Origin of the sequence: Xanthomonas sp. CFBP 7698, from assembly GCF_003600855.1 — a bacterium.
GTDB classification, from domain to species: domain Bacteria; phylum Pseudomonadota; class Gammaproteobacteria; order Xanthomonadales; family Xanthomonadaceae; genus Xanthomonas; species Xanthomonas cannabis.
Genome location: NZ_PRDN01000001.1, coordinates 809914 through 829504, shown reverse-complemented (window position 1 = coordinate 829504; position 19591 = coordinate 809914). Strand labels below are relative to the sequence as shown.

At 66.9% G+C, this 19591-nt stretch carries 14 protein-coding genes and 1 other RNA gene; 14 read left to right on the top strand and 1 reads right to left on the bottom strand.

Features of this window, described 5'->3' with window-relative positions; translation table 11 throughout:
• Window positions 1-155 precede the first annotated feature (155 nt).
• Window positions 156-872 (bottom strand): AraC family transcriptional regulator, encoded by a 717-nt coding sequence (locus XnspCFBP7698_RS03460; RefSeq protein ID WP_081419243.1) that lies wholly within the window; start codon window positions 870-872, stop codon window positions 156-158.
• 160 nt (window positions 873-1032) lie between these two features.
• On the opposite strand from XnspCFBP7698_RS03460, the gene XnspCFBP7698_RS03455 reads away from it, so the two are divergent.
• The 14 genes from XnspCFBP7698_RS03455 to XnspCFBP7698_RS03390 all read left to right on the top strand — a co-directional run bounded on the left by XnspCFBP7698_RS03455 (window position 1033) and on the right by XnspCFBP7698_RS03390 (window position 19016).
• On the top strand, window positions 1033-1971 hold the full coding sequence (locus XnspCFBP7698_RS03455) for a proline racemase family protein (RefSeq protein WP_104580414.1): 939 nt from the start codon (window positions 1033-1035) through the stop codon (window positions 1969-1971).
• On the top strand, window positions 1971-3263 hold the full coding sequence (locus XnspCFBP7698_RS03450; protein ID WP_146093224.1) for an FAD-dependent oxidoreductase: 1293 nt from the start codon (window positions 1971-1973) through the stop codon (window positions 3261-3263). The genes XnspCFBP7698_RS03455 and XnspCFBP7698_RS03450 overlap by 1 nt, the downstream gene beginning before the upstream one ends.
• The gene (locus tag XnspCFBP7698_RS03445; RefSeq protein ID WP_039563793.1) at window positions 3260-3505 is read left to right on the top strand and encodes a 2Fe-2S iron-sulfur cluster-binding protein; all 246 of its coding nucleotides are present in this window, start codon (window positions 3260-3262) and stop codon (window positions 3503-3505) included. Before XnspCFBP7698_RS03450 ends, XnspCFBP7698_RS03445 begins: the two co-directional genes overlap by 4 nt.
• The gene (locus XnspCFBP7698_RS03440) at window positions 3498-4811 is read left to right on the top strand and encodes an FAD/NAD(P)-binding oxidoreductase (protein WP_184371501.1); all 1314 of its coding nucleotides are present in this window, start codon (window positions 3498-3500) and stop codon (window positions 4809-4811) included. Before XnspCFBP7698_RS03445 ends, XnspCFBP7698_RS03440 begins: the two co-directional genes overlap by 8 nt.
• Window positions 4808-5716, top strand: coding sequence for a dihydrodipicolinate synthase family protein (locus tag XnspCFBP7698_RS03435; protein WP_104580412.1), 909 nt, complete (start codon window positions 4808-4810; stop codon window positions 5714-5716). Before XnspCFBP7698_RS03440 ends, XnspCFBP7698_RS03435 begins: the two co-directional genes overlap by 4 nt.
• 51 nt (window positions 5717-5767) lie before the next feature.
• Window positions 5768-5845: non-coding RNA, sX9 sRNA (locus XnspCFBP7698_RS03430), on the top strand.
• A gap of 221 nt (window positions 5846-6066) precedes the next feature.
• Window positions 6067-7683, top strand: a complete 1617-nt coding sequence (locus XnspCFBP7698_RS03425; protein ID WP_104580411.1) for an aldehyde dehydrogenase family protein — start codon at window positions 6067-6069, stop codon at window positions 7681-7683.
• On the top strand, window positions 7680-8879 hold the full coding sequence (locus tag XnspCFBP7698_RS03420; RefSeq protein WP_104580410.1) for a Xaa-Pro peptidase family protein: 1200 nt from the start codon (window positions 7680-7682) through the stop codon (window positions 8877-8879). Before XnspCFBP7698_RS03425 ends, XnspCFBP7698_RS03420 begins: the two co-directional genes overlap by 4 nt.
• Before the next feature lie 116 nt (window positions 8880-8995).
• Window positions 8996-10816, top strand: a complete 1821-nt coding sequence (locus tag XnspCFBP7698_RS03415; RefSeq protein ID WP_146093223.1) for a DUF885 family protein — start codon at window positions 8996-8998, stop codon at window positions 10814-10816.
• Window positions 10813-12660, top strand: a complete 1848-nt coding sequence (locus tag XnspCFBP7698_RS03410) for a DUF885 family protein (RefSeq protein ID WP_104580409.1) — start codon at window positions 10813-10815, stop codon at window positions 12658-12660. Before XnspCFBP7698_RS03415 ends, XnspCFBP7698_RS03410 begins: the two co-directional genes overlap by 4 nt.
• 265 nt (window positions 12661-12925) lie before the next feature.
• Entirely contained in the window at window positions 12926-14497 is a 1572-nt protein-coding gene (locus XnspCFBP7698_RS03405) for an APC family permease (RefSeq protein ID WP_104580408.1), read from the top strand.
• A complete protein-coding gene (locus XnspCFBP7698_RS03400) occupies window positions 14487-16835 on the top strand; it encodes a S9 family peptidase (RefSeq protein WP_104580407.1) in 2349 nt (782 codons plus the stop codon). Before XnspCFBP7698_RS03405 ends, XnspCFBP7698_RS03400 begins: the two co-directional genes overlap by 11 nt.
• Window positions 16835-18472, top strand: coding sequence for a DUF5597 domain-containing protein (locus tag XnspCFBP7698_RS03395; protein WP_104580571.1), 1638 nt, complete (start codon window positions 16835-16837; stop codon window positions 18470-18472). The genes XnspCFBP7698_RS03400 and XnspCFBP7698_RS03395 overlap by 1 nt, the downstream gene beginning before the upstream one ends.
• Window positions 18473-18719: 247 nt before the next feature.
• A complete protein-coding gene (locus XnspCFBP7698_RS03390) occupies window positions 18720-19016 on the top strand; it encodes a hypothetical protein (protein WP_104580406.1) in 297 nt (98 codons plus the stop codon).
• Window positions 19017-19591 lie beyond the last annotated feature (575 nt).

The window sequence follows — 19591 nt, the reverse complement described above, 5'->3', positions numbered from 1 at the left end:
GAAACCCGAAATTCTACCATCGGGGTCCGATCTCACCTTGACGCGCCCTTCAGTGGCGCTCCTCGCCACCGCGGCGGCGGTGCATCACGCTCGTGCCCGCAATGCTGCCGAATTCGGCATTTGTGCCGGCTGTGTGTCAGCGCATGATTGGCGCCTTACAGCTGACCCTTGAGCGCGCGGTAATCGCGCGGGGTCATGCCGACGGTGGCCTTGAACTGGCGCGCGAAGGCACTCTGGTCGGCAAAGCCGCAGCGTTGCCCGATGCTGGCGATACTGTCCTCGCCATACAGCAGCCGCATCGCCGATTCGATGCGCAGCTTGGTCAGCAGTTGCTGCGGGGTGACCTGGAAGACGCGGCGGAAGTGGCGCTCCAGCTGCGCCACCGACAGCCCGGCCAGATCGGCCAGCGCCTGCACGCGCAGGTTGTCGCCGAAGTTGGCCTGCATGTGTTCCATCACCTGGCTCAAGCGTTCGTAGGCCGAATGCCGGCTATCGGGCTGGCCCAGATCGCGCGAGATGCCGACCACGCCGATCACCTCGTTGGCCTCGCACAGCGGGCGCTTGAAGGTCAGGCACCAGCCCGGCAGGCGATTGGGATACAGGTGCACTTCGAGCTGGTTGTCGATGAGTTCGCCAAGCAGGACGCGACGGTCCTGCATCATGTAGCTGCCGCCCAGCGGCAGCGGGAAGACTTCCAGCGGCGACCGACCGATGATCTCGCTGCGCAGCTTGCGCCCCAATCGACGCACCAGGGTGAGGTTGCAGTGGGTGTAGCGGCCCTCGCTGTCCTTGATGAAGAACACCACATCCGGCAGTGCATCGAACAGCGTCTGCATTTCCAGCGCGGGCAGGTTGAGGTCCATCAGGGTCATGGTAGCGGTCACGATTTGACGGTTGCACGAAGGTGCAACCCAGCAATGATCCTAGCGCAAACGCGCGGCGATGCATCGGGTTGGTAATTGTGCAGATTTCCGCATTTTCACTTCGCATTGCACGCTAGTCGTGCGCGGGCCGGCAGTGGGAGCATGCGCCATGCACAGCATCGACGTGATCGACTCTCATACGGCCGGCGAGCCCACCCGCGTGGTCCTGGCCGGCTTCCCCGATCTGGGCGGTGGCGACCTGGCGCAGTGTCGCGAGCGGTTCGGCCGCGAGTTCGACCAGTGGCGCAGCGCGATTGCCTGCGAGCCGCGCGGCTCGGACACCATGGTCGGCGCGCTGCTGCTGCCGGCGCGCGACCCGAGCGCCTGCACCGGGGTGATCTTCTTCAATAACGTCGGTTATCTGGGCATGTGCGGGCACGGCACGATTGGTGTGGTGCGCACGCTGGCCGAGCTGGGGCGGATCGCACCGGGCAGGCACCGTATCGAAACGCCGGTGGGCACGGTGGGCGTGGAGCTGGCCGACGACGGCACGGTGTGGGTGGACAACGTGGAAAGCTATCGCGCGGCTGCCGGTGTGGTGGTGGACGTGCCGGGGCATGGCGCGGTGCGCGGCGATGTGGCCTGGGGCGGCAACTGGTTCTTCATCACCGAGCAGGCGCCATGTGCGCTGGACCTGGCGCATCAACGCGAGCTCACTGCCTACACCGAAGCGATCCGGCTGGCGCTGCAGGCCGCCGGCATCACCGGCGAGGGCGGTGGCGAGATCGACCATATCGAAGTCAACGGCGCCGCGCCCGACGGCAGCGGCGTGGCGCGCAATTTCGTGCTGTGCCCGGGGCTGGCCTACGACCGTTCGCCGTGCGGTACCGGCACCAGCGCCAAGCTGGCCTGCCTGGCGGCCGACGGCAAGCTGGGCGAGGGCGAGCGCTGGGTGCAGCAAGGCATCCTGGGCAGTGCGTTCGAAGGCAGTTATCGCCTGAGCGGGCGCGGTATTGCGCCGCGCATCAGCGGGCAGGCGTACATCACCGCGCGCGCGCAGTTGCTGATCGACCCGGCCGACCCGTTCGCCTGGGGCATCGTGGCCTGATGGAGGCCGTGCGGCCCGCGCCGGTGGTTGCGTCGGCCATGTCGCCGGCCGAACTGGTGCCTGATCCCATTGCCGGCATGTCGGCTGCGCTGCCCGCGTCGCCATCGCCCGCGACGGCATCTGCGCCTGCGCCGGGTTCCGTTGTCGAATCCGGCTCTGCACCGTCTGCCGCTTCCACGCGGCGCAGTTACGACCTGATCGTGGTCGGTGCCGGCATTGTTGGCGCCGCCTGCGCCGAGGCTGCGGCGGGCGAGGGGCTGCGGGTGGCGATCGTCGAACCGGGGCCGATCGGCGGCGGCGCCACCGCCGCGGCGATGGGGCACCTGGTGGCGATGGACGACGACCCGGCCGAGCTGGCCTTGTCGGCGTATTCGCTGCGCCTGTGGGAGCGCTTCGCCACGCTGAGCGATGCCGAATTCAGCCGTTGCGGCACGCTGTGGGTGGCCCGCGACGCACGCGAACTGGCGGCGGTGCCGGCCAAGATCGCGCGCCTGGCCGCTGCCGGTCTGCAGGCAGAAGCGATCGATGCGGCGCAGTTGTATGCGCTGGAGCCGCAGCTGGTGCCCGGCCTGGCCGGCGGCATGCGCGTGCCCGCTGAAGCGGTGGTGTATCCGCCGCGGGTGGCCCGGCATCTGGTGAGCCTGGCCTGCAAGGCCGGCGCGCAGGTGTTTGCCGGCCGCCGCGTGGCGCAGTTGCAGGAACATGCGGTGCGCCTGGACGACGGGCAGGTGCTTGCCGGCCCGGTGCTGGTGGCCAGTGGCGTGGCCTTGCCGCAGTTGCTGCCCGAGCTGGCGTTGCGCCCGCGCAAGGGCCATCTGGTGATCACCGACCGCCACCCGGGGTTGATCCGGCATCAGCTGCTGGAACTCGGTTATGCCGATTCGGCGCATGGCGCCGACGACACCAGTGTGGCCTTCAATGTGCAGCCGCGGCCGACCGGGCAGATTCTGATCGGCTCCTCGCGCCAGTTCGGCGAGCACGATCGCGCGTTGTCGATGCCGGTGCTGCAGCAGATGTTGCAGCGCGCGTTTGCGTATCTGCCGGTGCTGCGCGAGTTGCAGGCCATTCGCGCATGGACCGGGCTGCGCCCGGCCACGCCGGACGGGCGGCCGTATCTGGGGGCGGTGCCCGGCCGGCGCGACGTGTGGGTGGCCGCCGGTCACGAGGGGCTGGGCGTCACCACGGCGCTGGGGAGCGCACGGGTGATCGTGGACAGCCTGCTCGGGCGCACGCCGGCCATCGACCCGGCGCCGTACGCCCCGGCGCGTGCCGTGCAGGGCGCGGCCGCATGAGCGCGACAGTGCGGTTGCACGTGGATGCGCAGCCGGTCGAGGTGCCGGCCGGTGCCAGCGTGGCGGCCGCCGTGGCGCAGGCCACGCTGCAGTTCCGGCGATCGAGCAGCGGGCAACCGCGCGCGCCGTTATGCGGCATGGGTGTGTGTTTCGAATGCCGCGTGCGGATCGATGGCATCGGCCAGCAACGCGCGTGTCTGGTGGACGCACGCGATGGTATGCAGGTGCGCACCGATGGCTGAGCGCGTGCTGCATTTCGATGTGTTGGTGATCGGCGCCGGGCCGGCCGGGTTGGCGGCGGCGCAGGCGGCGGCCAGTCACGGTGTGCGCGTGGGCGTGGTGGACATGCAGCCGCGTGTGGGCGGGCAGGTGTGGCGCAGCGATGTGCAGCACGGTGCGCCGGCCGATGCGCGCGCGCTGCTGCAACAGGTGCAGGGCAATGCAGCGATCACGCTGCTGACGCGCACGCAGATCCTGCTGGCGCAACCGGGCTGGTTGTTGGCCGATGGCCCGGACAGCACCTTGCAACTGCATTACGCCGCCCTGGTGCTGGCCACCGGTGCACGCGAATTGCTGCTGCCGTTTCCGGGCTGGACCGTGCCCGGCGTCACCGGTGCCGGCGCGGCGCAGGCGCTTGCGAAGCAGGGTTGGCCGCTGGCCGGCAAGCGTGTGCTGGTGGCCGGCAGTGGCCCGTTGTTGCTGGCCAGTGCGGCCACCTTGCAACGGCATGGCGCCCAGGTGCTTGGCATCCACGAACAGGCCTCGGCAGCGGCGTTGCGCCAGTTCGCGCTGCAGTTGTGGCGCTGGCCGGGCAAGGCCGCGCAGGCTGCCGCGTTGCGCCTGCAGCTGCACGCAGTGGCGTATCGCGCCGGCAGCGTTGTGGTTGCCGCGCATGGCGATACGCAGCTGCGCGAAATCGAACTGGAAGGGCCTGGCGGCCGCACGCGCATTGCGTGCGATCACTTGGCGGTGGGCTATGGCCTGGTGCCCAATACCGAGCTTGCGCAATTGCTTGGCTGCCAGCTGCAGGCGTATGGGGCACACCAACAGGTGCAGGTGGATGCGCTGCTGCGCACCAGCGTCACCCAGGTGTTTGCCGCCGGCGAAGCCTGCGGCATCGGCGGGCGCGATTGCGCCTTGATTGAAGGCGCGATGGCCGGGCACATGGCCGCCGATGCGCCGGAGGCGGCGTTGCGCCTGCAACCACGGCGGCGCGCAGCGCGTGCATTTGCCGACCTGTTGCAGCAGCAGTTCGCGCTGGACCCGCGCATCCGCGCGCTGGCGCAACCGGACACGTTGATCTGCCGCTGCGAAGACGTGCCGCTGGGTGCGTTGGACAACTTCACCGATGCACGCGACGCCAAGCTGGCCTCGCGCTGCGGCATGGGCGCCTGCCAGGGCCGCATCTGCGGCACCGCGCTGGCCGAACTGGGCCGCTGCCCGCCCGAGCTTTCCACCGACGCCGGCCGCCGGCCGCCGTTGTTCCCGGTCCGCCTCGCGGCGCTGGCCGACTCGTTCACTTCCGACTCGCAAGGGAATCACCTATGAGCATTGCTGCGTTCTGGCACGGCGTGTTGCCGGCCATCACCACCCCGTTCACCACCAATGGCGACATCGACCACGACTTCCTCGGCAAGCATGCCAACCAGCTGGTGGATGCCGGTTGCACCGCGATCGTGCCGCTGGGCTCGTTGGGCGAGGCCGCCACCTTGAGCGTGGAAGACAAGCTGGCGATCCTGCGCACGCTGGTCACTGCTCTGAACGGCCGCGTGCCGGTGGTGCCGGGCATCGCCAGCCTGGCCACCGGCGAGGCGGTGGCGCTGGCCAAGGCGGCCAAGGACATCGGCTGCGGCGGCCTGATGGTGCTGCCGCCGTACGTGTACTCCACCGACTGGCGCGAAATGGGCGCGCATGTGCGTGCGGTGATCGGCGCGACCGATCTGCCGGTGATCCTGTACAACAACCCGGTGGCCTACAAGACCGATTTCGGCCCGGCGCAGATCGCCGAGCTGGCCGCCGAATTCCCCAACCTGCAGGCAGTGAAGGAATCCTCCGGCGATGTGCGCCGCTTTGCCGCGCTGCAGGAACTGCTGGGCGATCGGCTGGCGCTGCTGGTCGGCATGGACGATGCCATCGTTGAAGGCCTGAGCATGGGTGCCAAGGGCTGGATCGCCGGCCTGGTCAATGCGTATCCGAAAGAATCGGTGCGCCTGTTCGAACTCGCCCGCGACGGCGGTTACCCGGCGGCAAAGGAGTTGTACCACTGGTTCCTGCCGCTGCTGCGCCTGGACACCGTGCCCACCTTCGTGCAGCTGATCAAGCTGGTGCAGGCCAAGGTGGGCATGGGCAGCGAGCAGGTGCGTGCGCCGCGGCTGGTGGTGGCCGGCGCTGAACGCGATGCCGCGTTGAAGGTGATCGAGCATGCCATCGCCACTGCGCCGAAGAGCAGCTAGCAACACTCCTGCGCCGCCGCCAGGCGGGCGCGGTTGGTGCTCGGCATCGGCATGTACCACTCGTACACTCCGGCTCTGAACGCGCCGCCCGCACCCGCCTGACGACCGCTCGCTACGTCTTGCTTAGCTGCTCTCGGTTGTCTTGATGGCGCACTGCCATCGCACGCTGCGTCTACTCGCAGACGCAGCGTGCGGCTGGTGCGGATTTGCCCCACGCGCCGTGCCTGCGTGTGGGGCGAGGCGTCGGCGGCTGCGGATGTGGCATGCAGTGCTGCATCCTCATCGCTTTTCTGGTCGGCCGCTGGCGCACAGTGCGCAGGCCCTGCATCCCTGTTACCGAAGGTGCCGCAATGAACGACACGAACCACTCCATTCCCACGACCGCCGCCGAGGTGCTGCTGGCAGGCCAATGGCAATCCAGCCGCGATGCGGCCGGCAGCTTCCGCGCTGCCGACCCGAACACCGGCGAGCCGATCGGCCCGCAGTTTCCGATCAGTGGTGCGGACGATGTGGACGCCGCCGTCGCCGCAGCGCAGGCGGTGGCAGCGGAACTGGCGGCCGTACCGGTCGAGCGTATCGCGGCCTTCCTGGATGCCTATGCCGACGCGCTGGATGCCGATGCCGACACCCTGGTCGCTTTGGCGCATGCCGAAACCGCGTTGCCGGCGCCCACACGCTTGCGTGGCAACGAACTACCGCGCACCAGCGGGCAGCTGCGCCAGGCCGCGCAGGCGGTGCGCACGTACAGCTGGACCCATCCCGTCATCGATAACGCGGCCGATCTGCGTTCGCACCTGGCGCCATTGGGCAAGCCGGTGCTGGTGTTCGGCCCGAACAATTTTCCGTTTGCGTTCAACGCGATTGCCGGCAGCGATTTCGCCAGCGCGATCGCCGCGCGCAACCCGGTCATCGCCAAGGCGCACCCGCTGCACCCAGCTACTAGCCAGCGCATGGCGCAGCTGGCGCATCAGGCGCTGGTTAAGGCCGGTCTGCCGGCGGCGGCCGTGCAGTTGCTGTATCACTTCGACAACGCCATCGGTGTGCGGCTGGCCGGCGATGCGCGACTGGGCGCGATTGGTTTTACCGGCAGCCGTGCCGGTGGGCTGGCGCTGAAGGCAGCGGCGGACGCAGCAGGCGTGCTGTTCTACGCCGAGCTGTCCAGCGTCAACCCGGTGTTCCTGTTGCCCGGCGCGCTGGCCGAACGCGGCGATGCGCTGGCGCAGGACTTCTTTGCGTCCTGCACGCTGGGCAGCGGGCAGTTCTGCACCAATCCCGGTGTGGTGGTGGTGCCGCATGGTGCGGCCGGCGATGCGTTCGTTGCGGCCACCAAGGCCCATTTCGAAGCGGCCATGCCGATGGTGCTGTTCTCGGCGGCCGGTGTGGACGGTGTGCAACGCGGGGTGGCCAGCCTGCGCGCTGCCGGTGCCAGCGTACTGGCAGGCGGGCACACCGGCGAGGATGGCTACCGCTATGCGCCGACCTTGTTGAGCGTGGATGCGCAGGCGTTCATCGCCAACCCGCATGCACTGCAGGCCGAAGCGTTCGGCCCGGTGAGCCTGCTGGTGCGCGCGGCCGACGCAGCGCAGATGGCGCAGGTGGCGGCTGCATTCGAAGGCAATCTCACCGGTACGCTGTATCGCGCCGGCGATGGCAGCGACGATGCGGCCTGGCAGGCCATCGCGCCGGTGTTGCGCGCGCGGGTCGGGCGGTTGATCAACAGCAAGATGCCGACCGGCGTGGCAGTGAGCGCCGCGCAGAACCACGGCGGGCCGTTCCCGAGCACCGGGCACCCGGGCTTCACTGCCGTGGGCATGCCCGGTGCAATCGGCCGTTTTGCGGCCCTGCACAGTTATGACGCGGTGCCCGATGCGCTGCTGCCTGCGGAATTGCGCCAGCGCAATCCGGGCGGGGTGGCGCGGCTGGTCGATGGGCACTGGAGCACGGCCGATCTGGGAGCAGGTGCATGAGCACACAGATCGGCGGGCTGTCGCTGGAGCAGGCGCGCGCGCAGCTGGCGCCGTGGACGCAACGCGCCGCGCCGATCGCCGGGGACGAATACGAGCGCCGCATCGAACGCGCACGCAACCTGATGCGCGCCCAGGGCGTGGATGCGCTGTTGATCGGCGCCGGTACCTCGCTGCGCTATTTCACCGGCGTGCCGTGGGGCGCGAGCGAGCGCCTGGTGGCGTTGCTGCTGACCTTGAATGGCGACCCGGTGCTGCTGTGTCCTGCGTTCGAAGAAGGCTCGCTGGATGCGGTGCTGAAGATCCCGGTGGCCAAGTACCTGTGGGAAGAGCACGACGACCCGTATGCGCTGGTGGTGCAGGCCATGGACGAGCGCCACGCGCATGCATTGGCGCTGGACCCGGGCATTGCCTTCGCCGTGCACACCGGTCTGCGCGCGCATCTGGGCACGGCGATCCGCGACGCGGGGGCGATCATCGATGGCTGCCGTATGTGCAAGTCGCCGGCCGAGCTGGCGTTGATGCAGCAGGCCTGCGACATGACCCTGCTGGTGCAGCGGCTGGCCGCCGGCATCGCGCACGAGGGCATCGGGACCGATCAACTGGTGCGCTTTATCGACGAGGCGCATCGCGCGCTGGGCGCGGACAATGGTTCGACCTTCTGCATCGTGCAATACGGCCATGCCACTGCATTTCCGCATGGCATCCCCGGTGTGCAGCACCTGCGCGAAGGCGAGCTGGTGCTGATCGACACCGGCTGCACCGTGCAGGGCTACCACTCCGACATCACCCGCACCTGGATCTATGGCACGCCCAACGCTGCGCAGCAGCGCATCTGGGACCTGGAGCAGGCCGCGCAGGCAGCGGCATTTGCGGCGATCCGCCCGGGCGTGGCCTGTGAAGCGGTGGATCAGGCCGCGCGCACGGTGCTGGAAGCCGCAGGGCTGGGCCCGGACTATCGCTTGCCCGGCCTGCCGCATCGCACCGGCCACGGTTGCGGTCTGGCGATTCATGAGGCGCCGTATCTGGTGCGCGGCAATGCGCAGCCGCTGCAGCCGGGCATGTGCGCCAGCAACGAGCCGATGATCGTGGTGCCCGGTGAGTTCGGCGTGCGGCTTGAAGACCATTTTTATGTCACCGAGGCGGGCGCGCAGTGGTTTACGCCGCCGTCGCTGGCGATCGATCAACCGTTTGCGTGAGCCTGCCCAGATTCACGTACCCGTAGGAGCGCGCTTGCGCGCGAATGGCGTTATCGGTAACGCCCATCGCGCGCAAGCGCGCTCCTACGACCGTCTTCGCATCTTGGAGTGAATGCATGAACCACCTGCGTCCTGTCGCCATCGGCCTGCTTGCCGCCGCATTGTTTACTGCCTGCAAGCCGGCACCGCCGGCATCGGAAACGGCGGCTGCGGCCACTGGCTCTGCGAATAGCAGCGAACAAGCCGCCAAGGCCTTCGATGCGTTGCTGGACAAACAGTGGCAATACCAGCTGCAGCACAACCCGGAGTTCGCCAGCATCATCGGCGACAAGCGCTACAACGACCGCTGGAGCGATTATTCGCTGGAAGCGGTGCAGGCAGAGCGCGCCGCAACCGCCGACCTGCTCACGCAGTTCGAAGCAGTGGATGCCAAGGCGCTGGACGCGCAACGCCAGCTCAGCCTGCAGATGATGCTGGGCCAATTGCGCGACAAGCTGGAAGGTATCGACCTCAAGGCCTATACGATGCCGCTGGAACCCATCGGCGGCATCCAGTTGGCGCTGGCCGGGTATGGCGATGCGTTTCCGTTCGAAAACGCCAAGGACTACCAGGATTACATCAAGCGCCTGCAGACGATCCCGACCGTGATCGAGCAAGTCATCGCGGTGTCGCGCCAGGGCGCGACCGATGGCCTCACCCAGCCGCGCTATCTGTTGGAGCGCCTGCCCGAGCAGATCGACAAGATTGCCGCGTTGACCGGCGAGCAGAGCCCGTTCGCCTCGCCGCTGAAAAAGCTCGATGCGGCGGTGCCGGCCGATCAACGCGACGCGCTGCGTCAACAGGTGCTCGCCGCGATCGATCAACAGGTGCGCCCGGCCTACGGCAAATTGGCCGCGTTCGTGCGCGACGAATACGCCGCGCAAGGGCGCGCGCAGGAAGGCGTGTGGTCGCTGCCCGATGGCGAGCGCCGTTATCGCTACGCCGTCCACACCCAGACCACCACCGACATGGCGCCGGAGGAGATCCACCAGATCGGCCTGAAGGAAGTGGCGCGCATCGAAGGGGAGATGACGGTGATCGCCAAGGCGCAGGGCTTTGCGGATCTGGCCAGCTTCCGCAAGGCGGTGGAGACCGACAAGCGCCACTTCGCCAGCTCCGGCGAACAGATCCTGCAGCAGTACCGGCAGTACATCGCCGCGATGGAACCGGAACTGCCCAAGCTGTTCGGCCATCTGCCCAAGACGCCGCTGGAAGTGCAGGCGATGCCGGCCTTCCGCCGCAGCGCACCCGGCGCCGAGTATTGGCAAAGCAATCCGGAAGGCACCAAGCCGGCAATCGTGAAGGTCAACACCAGCGACTTCGCCAGCCGCACGCTGATCAATATCGAAACCACCGCCTATCACGAAGGCGTGCCCGGGCATCACCTGCAGATCTCGCTTGCGCAGACGCTGCCCCTGCCGCCGTTCCGCCAGCAGGCCGGCTACAACGCCTATATCGAAGGCTGGGCGCTGTATGCCGAGCGGCTGGGCAAGGAGATCGGTTTCTTCAAGGACCCGTACAACGACTACGGCCGCCTGTCTGGCGAGTTGCTGCGCGCCAACCGGCTGGTGCTCGACACCGGTGTGCACTACAAGCACTGGAATCGCCAGCAGATGGTGGACTTCTTCCACGCGCATCCGTCCGACGACGAGCCCAGCATCCAGTCCGAAACCGATCGCTACATCGTGTGGCCGGGCCAGGCGTTGGGCTACAAGCTCGGTCAGCTGCAGATCCTGGCATTGCGCGCGGAAGCGGAAAAAGAGCTGGGCGATCGTTTCGATGTGCGCGCCTTCCACGATGCGGTGCTGGGCGGCGGCGCGATGCCGCTGGCACTGTTGCAGCAGCGCGTGCGGCAGTGGATTGCGCAGGCCAAGGCGGCACCGGAGGCACGCGGATGAAGACCAGCCGCGTCTGGCGCGCGTGCGCATTGAGCGTGTTGATTGCCTCCGGTCTGGGCACTGCCGCTGTGCAGGCGCAAGCCGCAGCACCCGCATCCGCACCCTCATCTGCGGCAACCACGCAAAACAGCGCGGCGGCACGTTTCAAAGCGCTGTACACGCGCGAATGGCGCTGGCGGCAGGCGCAGTTGTCCGGCGCGGTGGATGAAGACAACCAGGCCACGCAGGAACAACAATCCGACCACCTGCCCAAGGTGGATGTGGCCACGCAGAACCAGCGCACGGCGTACTGGCAACAGGCGTTGAAAGAACTGGATGGCATCCCGCAGGCGCAGTTGTCTGCCGAAGATCAGGTGAGTTACCAGGTGTACCGCCAGCAGTTGCTGGTGTTGCTGGACCAGCAACGGTTTCGCGCCTGGGAAATGCCGTTCAACAGCGATTCGGCGTTCTGGAGCGACCTGGGCTTCAGCGCCGAGGCCAAGTTGCGCACGCGCGAGGATTATCAGCGCTATCTGAAGATGCTGGCCGATATCCCGCGCTATTTCGCCGAGCACACCGACAACATGCGCGCCGGGCTGGCGCGTGGTTTCAGCCAGCCGAAGGTCACGCTGACAGGACGCGACCAATCCATCGCCGATGTGGCGCAGGCCAGGGGTCAGGCCAATCTGTTCTACGCACCGTTCAAGCAGATGCCGGCCACAGTGCCGCCAGCGGTGCAGGCGCAGCTGCGGGCGCAGGCCGTGGAGACCATCAACGCGCAGGTGGTGCCGGCGTATGCCAAGTTGCTGGACTTCATCCGCACTGAGTATCAGCCGCGTGCGCGCACCACGCTGGCCGGTGAAGCGCTGCCGGATGGCAAGGACTATTACCGCGCCCAGATTCGCGAGTTCACCACGCTGGAGGTGAGCCCCGATCAGATCCACCAGATCGGTCTGGACGAGGTTGCCAAGCTGCGCACGCAGATGGACCAGACCATCGCGGCCAGCGGCTTCAAAGCGCCGGCCGGACAGGCGGTGTTTCCGGCATTCCTGCATTTCCTGCGCACCGACCCGCAGTTCTATGCCAAGACCCCGGACGAGCTGCTCAAGCAGGCGGCGTGGATCGCCAAGCGCGTGGATGCCAAGGTGGGCGACTACATCGGCCGGCTGCCGCGCCGCCGTTTTGCGATCGAACCGGTGCCGCCGGAGCTGGCGCCGTTCTATACCGGCGGTCGTGGCGGCCCGGGCATCTATCTGGTCAACACCTACAACCTGCCGTCGCGGCCGCTGTACAACCTGACCGCGCTGACCTTGCATGAGTCTTCGCCCGGCCATGCATTGCAGATGCCGTTGGCGGCGGAGGCGCAGGGCTTGCCGGAGTTCCGCCGCTACGGCTACATCTCCGCGTATGGCGAAGGCTGGGCGTTGTATTCGGAGTACCTGGGCCAGGAAATGGGCATGTACGACACGCCCTATGACCGCTTCGGCTATCTCACGTACCAGATGTGGCGTGCCTGCCGTTTGGTGATCGACACCGGTCTGCATCACAAGGGCTGGACGCGCGAACAGGCGCAGGCGTATCTGCGCGACAACACCGCGCTGAGCGAACACGAAGTGACCACCGAGGTGGACCGCTACATCGCCTGGCCGGGGCAGGCGCTGTCGTACTACCTGGGCGAGTTGAAGATCATCGAATTGCGGCACAAGGCCGAAGCCGCGCTCGGCGAGAAGTTCGACATCCGCGCCTTCCACGACGCGATCCTGGAAACCGGCTCGGTGCCGCTACCGGTGCTGGAGCAGCGCGTCGACCGCTTCATCGCCGAGGGCGGGAAGTCGCCTTGGGCGCAGGAGGTATCGAAGCAGTAGCAATGCTGAAGCCCCTCTCGCCCCCGGGGGTAGGAAGGCACAGTTTGCGCGCCACTGGCGCGCGTGCCTTGGAGCGCCCGCGCTGCTGGCGCGGGCCGGGGCGCGGAGCGGGGGGGGTGAGGGTACGGGCGAAGCTGCGCGGGTCGAAATGGCACGAGGCTGCGCACGCACCCTCATCCGCCCCTTCGGGGCACCTTCTCCCGGTGGGAGAAGGAAACAGCTGTAGTAGTTAGGAATCGCCTACAACCTTTCCAACGGGGGCACCATGGCCACGCAAGGCAAGTTCCACAAGCGGCTCAGCCTGACCGACCTGACCTTTATCGGGCTGGGTTCGATCTTCGGTTCCGGGTGGTTGTTTTCGGCCAGCCATGTGTCCTCGATTGCGGGGCCGGCCGGCATCGTGTCGTGGATCCTCGGCGGCATCGCCGTCTTGCTGCTGGGTCTGGTCTATTGCGAACTCGGTGCGGCGTTGCCGCGCGCCGGCGGGGTGGTGCGCTACCCGGAGTATTCGCATGGCGCCTTGCTCGGCTCGCTGACCGGTTTCATCACGCTCATCGCGTTTTCCAGCTTGATCGCGATCGAAGTGGAGGCGGCGCGGCAATATGCAGCGGCGTGGTTCCCGTGGTTGAGTCAGCCCAACAGCACGCACCCCAGCATCTGGGGCTGGCTGGTGCAGCTGGCCTTGCTGGTGCTGTTTTTCCTGCTCAACTATTTCAGCGTCAAGACCTTTGCGCTGGCCAACAATATCGTCAGCATCTTCAAGTTCCTGGTGCCGATCCTGGTGATCGTGCTGCTGATGAAGCACTTCAATGCCGGCAATCTGAGCGTGCACGGGTTCGCACCCTCGGGCATGGCCGGGGTGGAAGCGGCGATCTCCGCCGGCGGCATCATCTTCGCGTATCTGGGGCTGACCCCGATCGTGTCGGTAGCCAGCGAGGTGCGCGATCCGCAGCGCAATATCCCCATCGCCTTGATCCTGTCGGTGGCGCTGTCCACGGTGATCTACGTGCTGTTGCAGCTGGCGTTTCTGGGCAGCATTCCGGCCGCACAGCTGGCGCAAGGATGGACCGGCATCGACAAGGCCTTCTCGCTGCCGTACCACGACATCGCACTGGCCCTGGGCATGGCGTGGCTGGCCGCACTGGTGATCTGCGATGCCATGGTATCGCCCAGCGGTACCGGCAATATCTACATGAATGCCACCCCGCGCGTTGTGTATGGCTGGGCGCGTAGCGGCGGGTTCCTTCCGGTGCTGACGCGGGTGGACCCGGGGTCGGGCATCCCGCGTCCGGCGTTGTGGTTGAGCCTGGGCTTGTCGATCTTCTGGACGCTGCCGTTCCCTTCGTGGGAAACGCTGATCGGCGTGGTATCGGCCGCCTTGGTGCTGAGCTATGCGGTGGCGCCGGTGACGGTGGCAGCCCTGCGCCGCAGCGCGCCGGAATTGCCGCGCCCGTTTTTCGTGCGCGGCCTGGCGGTGTTGGGGCCGCTGTCGTTCATGGTGGCGGCGTTGATCGTGTACTGGTCCACCTGGCCCACCTTGTCGTGGCTGCTTGGCTTGCAGGTGCTGGCGTTTGCGCTGTACGTGCTATACCGCCTGCCGTCGCGCGAAGGCCGCACCCGCCTGTTGCGGCAGGTGCGCGCGTCGTTGTGGCTGATCGTGTTCTTCGTGCTGGTGATGCTGGTCTCGTGGGCTGGCACCTTCGGTGGACACGGCTGGATCGCGCATCCGTTCGACACGTTGAGCGTGGCGGTGATCGCGTTCTTCATTTACCACTGGGGCGCACGCAGCGGTTTGCGCAGCGACGAACTGGCATTGGAGGAGGACGATGGTGAGTGATGCCTTGCGCTGCGCATGGCTGGCGCGGGCGTTGCGCGCCGTGGCCGCCTGCATGCTGTTGCTTGCAACCGCTGCGCAAGCCGCACCCAGTGTGGCCGATTACCAACGTTCGCTGGGCCTGCGCGCGCACTGGAGCACGCTGACCGAGAACGTCGCCTGGCCGGCGCACTGGCAGGACGACGGCAGGTTCCATTACCGCAAGACGGTGCCTGGTGGGTTTGCCTTCATGCGCGTGGACGTCGCCACGTTGCACAAGCAACCCGCCTTCGATCAGGCGCGCGTGGCCCAGGCGTTGCAGGCAGCCACCGGCACTGCCTATGCGGCGTTGATGTTGCCATTCGAGCGGTTTGCGTATGCGCAGGAAGGCGCGCGTGAGGACGGGGCGATCGTGTTCGCCATTGAGGGCGCTGCGTGGCGCTGTACCTTGACCACCTACCGCTGCGCGCCCGACGATCCCGGCCGGCAGCCGCAGGGGCAACAGCGGCCACGCGGCTTCGGCGTGGTGCGCGACCCGGACGTGGCGGCCGATACCACGCCACGCCGTTCGCCCGACGGGCAGTGGGAGGCGCTGGCCGATGGCTGGAACCTGGTCGTGCGCCGGGTGGCCGATGGCCAGCTGGTCCAGCGCACCGACGATGGCCGTGCGGAAGACTATTTCGATCCGGAGAGCATTGCCTGGTCGCCCGATTCGCAGCAGCTGGCGGTGTATCGGGTACGTCCGGGCACTGCGCGCCGGGTCACCCGTGTGGAGGCCGCACCGACCGGTCGCCTTCAGCCGGTGGTGCACACCCAGCTGTATCCCAAGCCGGGCGATGCGGTGGATGTGGAACGGCCGGTGCTGCTGGCCGTGGATGGCAGCCGGCGCGTGGTGGATAACGCCTTGTTCGCCACCCCGTATTCGCTATCGCCGCTGCAATGGCGCAGCGATGGCCGCAGTGTGAGCTTCGAGTACGTGCAGCGTGGGTTTCAGCATATGCGGGTGATTGCGGTGGATGCGCGCACTGCACGCGCGCATGTGGCCGTTGGCGAAGATGCGCGTACCTTCGTGTATGCCGATCGCAGCTTTCGCCACGACGTGGATGGGCGCGGCGATGAGGTGTTGTGGATTTCGGAACGTGACGGTTGGCGGCACCTGTATCTGTTCGATGGCCGCAGCGGCAGGGTCAAACGCCAGATCACCCGCGGACAATGGGTGGTGCGCGATGTGCTGCGCGTGGACGATGCGCAGCGCCGCATCTGGTTCGCCGCCAGCGGCATGGACGCCGGCAAGGACCCGTACTACCGGCAGCTCTACCGCGTGGATTTCGATGGTCGCCACTTGACCCGGCTCACCCACGCCGATGCGGATCACGATGTGGCCATTGCCGACGATGGCCGGCATTACGTGGATGTGTATTCGCGCCCGGATCTGCCGCCGGTGATGGAGCTGCACGCCATCGATGGGCAGCTGCTGCACACCGTTGAGCGCGGCGATATCGGCAAGCTGCAGGCCGCCGGCTGGCGCGCGCCGGAGACCTTCGTGGCCAAGGGCCGCGATGGCATCACCGATATCTGGGGCATGGTGGTGCGCCCGCGCGATTACGACCCGCACAAGACATACCCGGTGATCGAAAACATCTACGCCGGCCCACACGATGCTTTCGTGCCTAAGACGTTCTGGCCGTTCGGCTACCACTCCGGCGGCGACAAGCAGATCGGCATGCAGGCGCAGGCCGATCTGGGTTTCATCGTGGTGATGATTGATGGCATGGGCACCGCCAATCGTTCCAAGGCATTTCACGATGTGGCATGGAAAAACCTGGGCGATTCCGGCTTTGCCGACCGGATCGCCTGGCATCGCGCGCTGGCCGCGAAGGATCCTGCGTACGACATCAGCCGGGTCGGCATCTATGGCGCATCGGCCGGCGGGCAGAGCACCCTGGGTGCACTCGAACGCCATCCGGAGTTCTACAGAGTGGGCGTGGCGTTTGCCGGGTGCTACGACAACCGCATGGACAAGATCAGCTGGAACGAGCAGTGGATGGGCTGGCCGGTGGATGCGAGCTATGCGCAGGCATCCGGCGTGGTCAACGCCAGTAAGCTGCAGGGCGACCTGCTGCTGATCGTCGGCGAGCAGGACAGCAATGTCGACCCGGCCTCCACTGCGCAGGTGGTCGATGCCTTGATCAAGGCCGGCAAGCAGTTCGATCTGCTCAACGTGCCCGGTGGCGAGCATTCGGTGGGCCGCTCCAGCGGGCCGATCGACTATGTGCAACGCCGTCAATACGACTTCTTCGTGCGCCACCTGCGCAACGAACCTACGCCGCACTGGAATTCGCTGTCATCGGAGGCGCAATGATGCGTGTGTTTGCTGGATTCAAGGTGCAACGCTGCGGCCGGGTGGCCGGTTTGGTGTGGTCGCTGGTGTTACTTGCAGTCGGTGTGCCGCTGCTTGCCAGCGCAGCAGAACTGCCGCGCTTCGTCACCCAGAATGGCCGTCATGCGCTGTTTGTCAATGGCGCGCCATACACCGTGCTGGCCGCGCAGCTGCACAACTCCAGTGCCTGGCCAGCCGTGCTGCCCAAGGCGCTGGACGAGGTGGTCGCGCTGCACGCCAACACCGTGGAAGCGCCGGTGTACTGGGAGCAGTTCGAGCCGACGCAGGGCCGCTTCGATACCACCAACGTCGATTCACTGATTGCCGGGGCCCGCAAGCGTGGCCTACGCGTGGCCTTGCTGTGGTTCGGCAGCTGGAAGAACGGCCAGATGCATTACGTGCCGGAGTGGATCAAGCGCGACGAGACCACGTACCCGCGCATGCGCGATGCCAATGGCGAACCGGTGGACGTGCTGTCGCCGCATGTGGCCGCCAACATGCAGGCCGATGCGCGCGCCTTCACCGCGTTGATGCGGCACCTGCGCAAGGTGGATGGCGATCGCCACACGGTGATCCTGGTGCAGGTGGAAAACGAGCCCGGTGCGATCGGCACCGTGCGCGACCATGGCCCGGCCGGCGAGGCCGCGTTCGCACAACCGGTGCCGGCCGAGATTGCGCGCGCACTGGGCAAGCCGCAAGGCAGCTGGCAGCAACTGTTCGGCGCCGAAGCGGCCGAAGCGTTCAACGCGCATGCCACCGCCGCCTACATCGAGCAGGTGGCCGCCGCCGGCAAGCGTGCGTATCCGCTGCCGCTCTATGTCAACACCTGGCTGCGCTACAAGGGCAAGCGTTATCCGGGCATGGACTATCCCTCCGGCGGTGCCACGGTGAACATGTTCGCGCTATGGCGCGCGGCCACGCCGTCGATCGACTTCATCGGCACCGACATCTACACCAACGATTACAACGAATACACCAAGGTCATCGGCCAGTACGCGCGGCCCGACAACCCGGCCTGGGTGTCGGAAACCGGCTTCGAGGCGGCCACCGCGCCCTATCTGTTCCATGTGCTGGGGCAGGGCGGGGTGGGCTTTTCGGTGTTCGGCATGGATGGCAACCCCGACAGCGAGGCCAATCGCGCCGCAATCGCTGCGCACGCGGCCAACTTCAAGCTGCTTGCGCCGATGCAGCGACTTCTGGCGCAGGCCGCCTTCGACGGCCGGCTGCAGGCAGTGGCCGAACAACCTGGCGCGCCGCAGCGCACGCTGCGCTTCGGCGAGTGGGAGGCCAAGGTGTCGTTCGGTGCGCCCATGTGGGGCGATGCGCCGCCGATTCTGCCCGGCAACGGCGACCATGCAGGCCGGTTACTGGTAGCCCAGCTGGGGCCGGAAGACTTTCTGGTGACCGGCATGGCTGCGCGCATTGAATTTTTCCGCGACGCGGCCGATACCCGTCATGGACAACTGTTGCGGGTGGAGCAGGGGCGGTATGTCGATGGGCGCTGGCAGGTAGAAAGGCAGCTCAACGGCGACCAGACCGACTACGGGCTCAACTTCGGGCGTGTGGATGCGGCCGGCAATGTACCTGTGGTGTTGCGCGTGCGGGTGGGCACGTATTGAGCGTGGGCGAGGCGACCATGCGGCCGTGAGGCCGGCGTTGTCGCAGTTGCCAGGTAGGACATGTGGATGTGCAGCAGGTGGGTCGCAGTTGCTGTTCGCTGGGTCCATCCGCGTAAGAAAGGCTAGCCCAGCGGTTAGCTTGCGGTAAACGCGACAGCAGCGCGGCGCGGTTGTGATCGGCGCTGCGCCGGCTGGTGAGTAGACGCGCGCCCTCGCTTTTTTTTGTAGTTTTTGCACTGGAGCCATCATGAGCATCAACAGCATCGCCAGTTCCGGAATGCAGGTGGCCGCACTGCGCCAGCAGGTAGCCGCCAGCAATGTGGCGCGCCAGCCGGTGGACGGCAGCCCACGGCAGTCCGTTGCCGCCAGCACGCAGGCCAATGGCGGCGTGGCCGCCAGCGTCGTCGATGCCAGTGCGGATCCATCGGCGCCGGCCACCGATCTGGTGGAAGGGCTGTCGGCACGCAACGATTTCCAGGCAAGCGCCACCGCGCTGCGGCGTTCCGACGAGATGTTGGGTAGCTTGCTGGACGTGTTGACCTAAGCGGTGCGGAGTGGATGACTGCCTTGTCGTCCTGATACACCGGGTACACGGCTGTCGGTGTGGTCGCGCACCCGGCGACATCCGTCTGCTGCTTGGCTGCAAGGACTAGTGGATGTGGTCGGTGCGCATAGCTTTCGATCAAACATCCGGCAGAATTTCTGGTGCGGTGATTTTGTTCTTCAATAAAGCCACCAGCTAACTATCTGGTGGGGCAACGCGCCCTTGAGTTCTTCGCGTTTGCTGCAGGGCCCTTGCCCGCCCACCATCGCGGGACACGCCGTGAATCCGTCCCTGGAGGCTCTGGCGCGGCATCCATGCCGCTCAAGGTCCCGCGACGGTGAGCGGGCAAGGACCAGTCAAGTTGGTCGGTGCGTACCGTTTCAAAAAACATAACCTGCGAACTGTCCGGTGCGCTGATTCCGCTCTTCAATAAAGGCAGCAGCCAACTATCTGGTGCGGTGAGGGTACCGCGCACTCGACGTCTTTGCGTTTGCTGCAGGGCCCTTGCCCGCCCACCATCGCGGGACACGCCGTGAATCCGTCCCTGGAGGCTCTGGCGCGGCATCCATGCCGCT

Excerpts from the sequence above, each read along its gene's own strand:
- XnspCFBP7698_RS03460 (WP_081419243.1), bottom strand. The coding sequence starts at position 872 with ATGACCCTGATGGACCTCAACCTGCCCGCGCTGGAAATGCAGACGCTG.
- XnspCFBP7698_RS03455 (WP_104580414.1), top strand. The coding sequence starts at position 1,033 with ATGCACAGCATCGACGTGATCGACTCTCATACGGCCGGCGAGCCCACC.
- XnspCFBP7698_RS03450 (WP_146093224.1), top strand. The coding sequence starts at position 1,971 with ATGGAGGCCGTGCGGCCCGCGCCGGTGGTTGCGTCGGCCATGTCGCCG.
- XnspCFBP7698_RS03445 (WP_039563793.1), top strand. The coding sequence starts at position 3,260 with ATGAGCGCGACAGTGCGGTTGCACGTGGATGCGCAGCCGGTCGAGGTG.
- XnspCFBP7698_RS03440 (WP_184371501.1), top strand. The coding sequence starts at position 3,498 with ATGGCTGAGCGCGTGCTGCATTTCGATGTGTTGGTGATCGGCGCCGGG.
- XnspCFBP7698_RS03435 (WP_104580412.1), top strand. The coding sequence starts at position 4,808 with ATGAGCATTGCTGCGTTCTGGCACGGCGTGTTGCCGGCCATCACCACC.
- XnspCFBP7698_RS03425 (WP_104580411.1), top strand. The coding sequence starts at position 6,067 with ATGAACGACACGAACCACTCCATTCCCACGACCGCCGCCGAGGTGCTG.
- XnspCFBP7698_RS03420 (WP_104580410.1), top strand. The coding sequence starts at position 7,680 with ATGAGCACACAGATCGGCGGGCTGTCGCTGGAGCAGGCGCGCGCGCAG.
- XnspCFBP7698_RS03415 (WP_146093223.1), top strand. The coding sequence starts at position 8,996 with ATGAACCACCTGCGTCCTGTCGCCATCGGCCTGCTTGCCGCCGCATTG.
- XnspCFBP7698_RS03410 (WP_104580409.1), top strand. The coding sequence starts at position 10,813 with ATGAAGACCAGCCGCGTCTGGCGCGCGTGCGCATTGAGCGTGTTGATT.
- XnspCFBP7698_RS03405 (WP_104580408.1), top strand. The coding sequence starts at position 12,926 with ATGGCCACGCAAGGCAAGTTCCACAAGCGGCTCAGCCTGACCGACCTG.
- XnspCFBP7698_RS03400 (WP_104580407.1), top strand. The coding sequence starts at position 14,487 with ATGGTGAGTGATGCCTTGCGCTGCGCATGGCTGGCGCGGGCGTTGCGC.
- XnspCFBP7698_RS03395 (WP_104580571.1), top strand. The coding sequence starts at position 16,835 with ATGCGTGTGTTTGCTGGATTCAAGGTGCAACGCTGCGGCCGGGTGGCC.
- XnspCFBP7698_RS03390 (WP_104580406.1), top strand. The coding sequence starts at position 18,720 with ATGAGCATCAACAGCATCGCCAGTTCCGGAATGCAGGTGGCCGCACTG.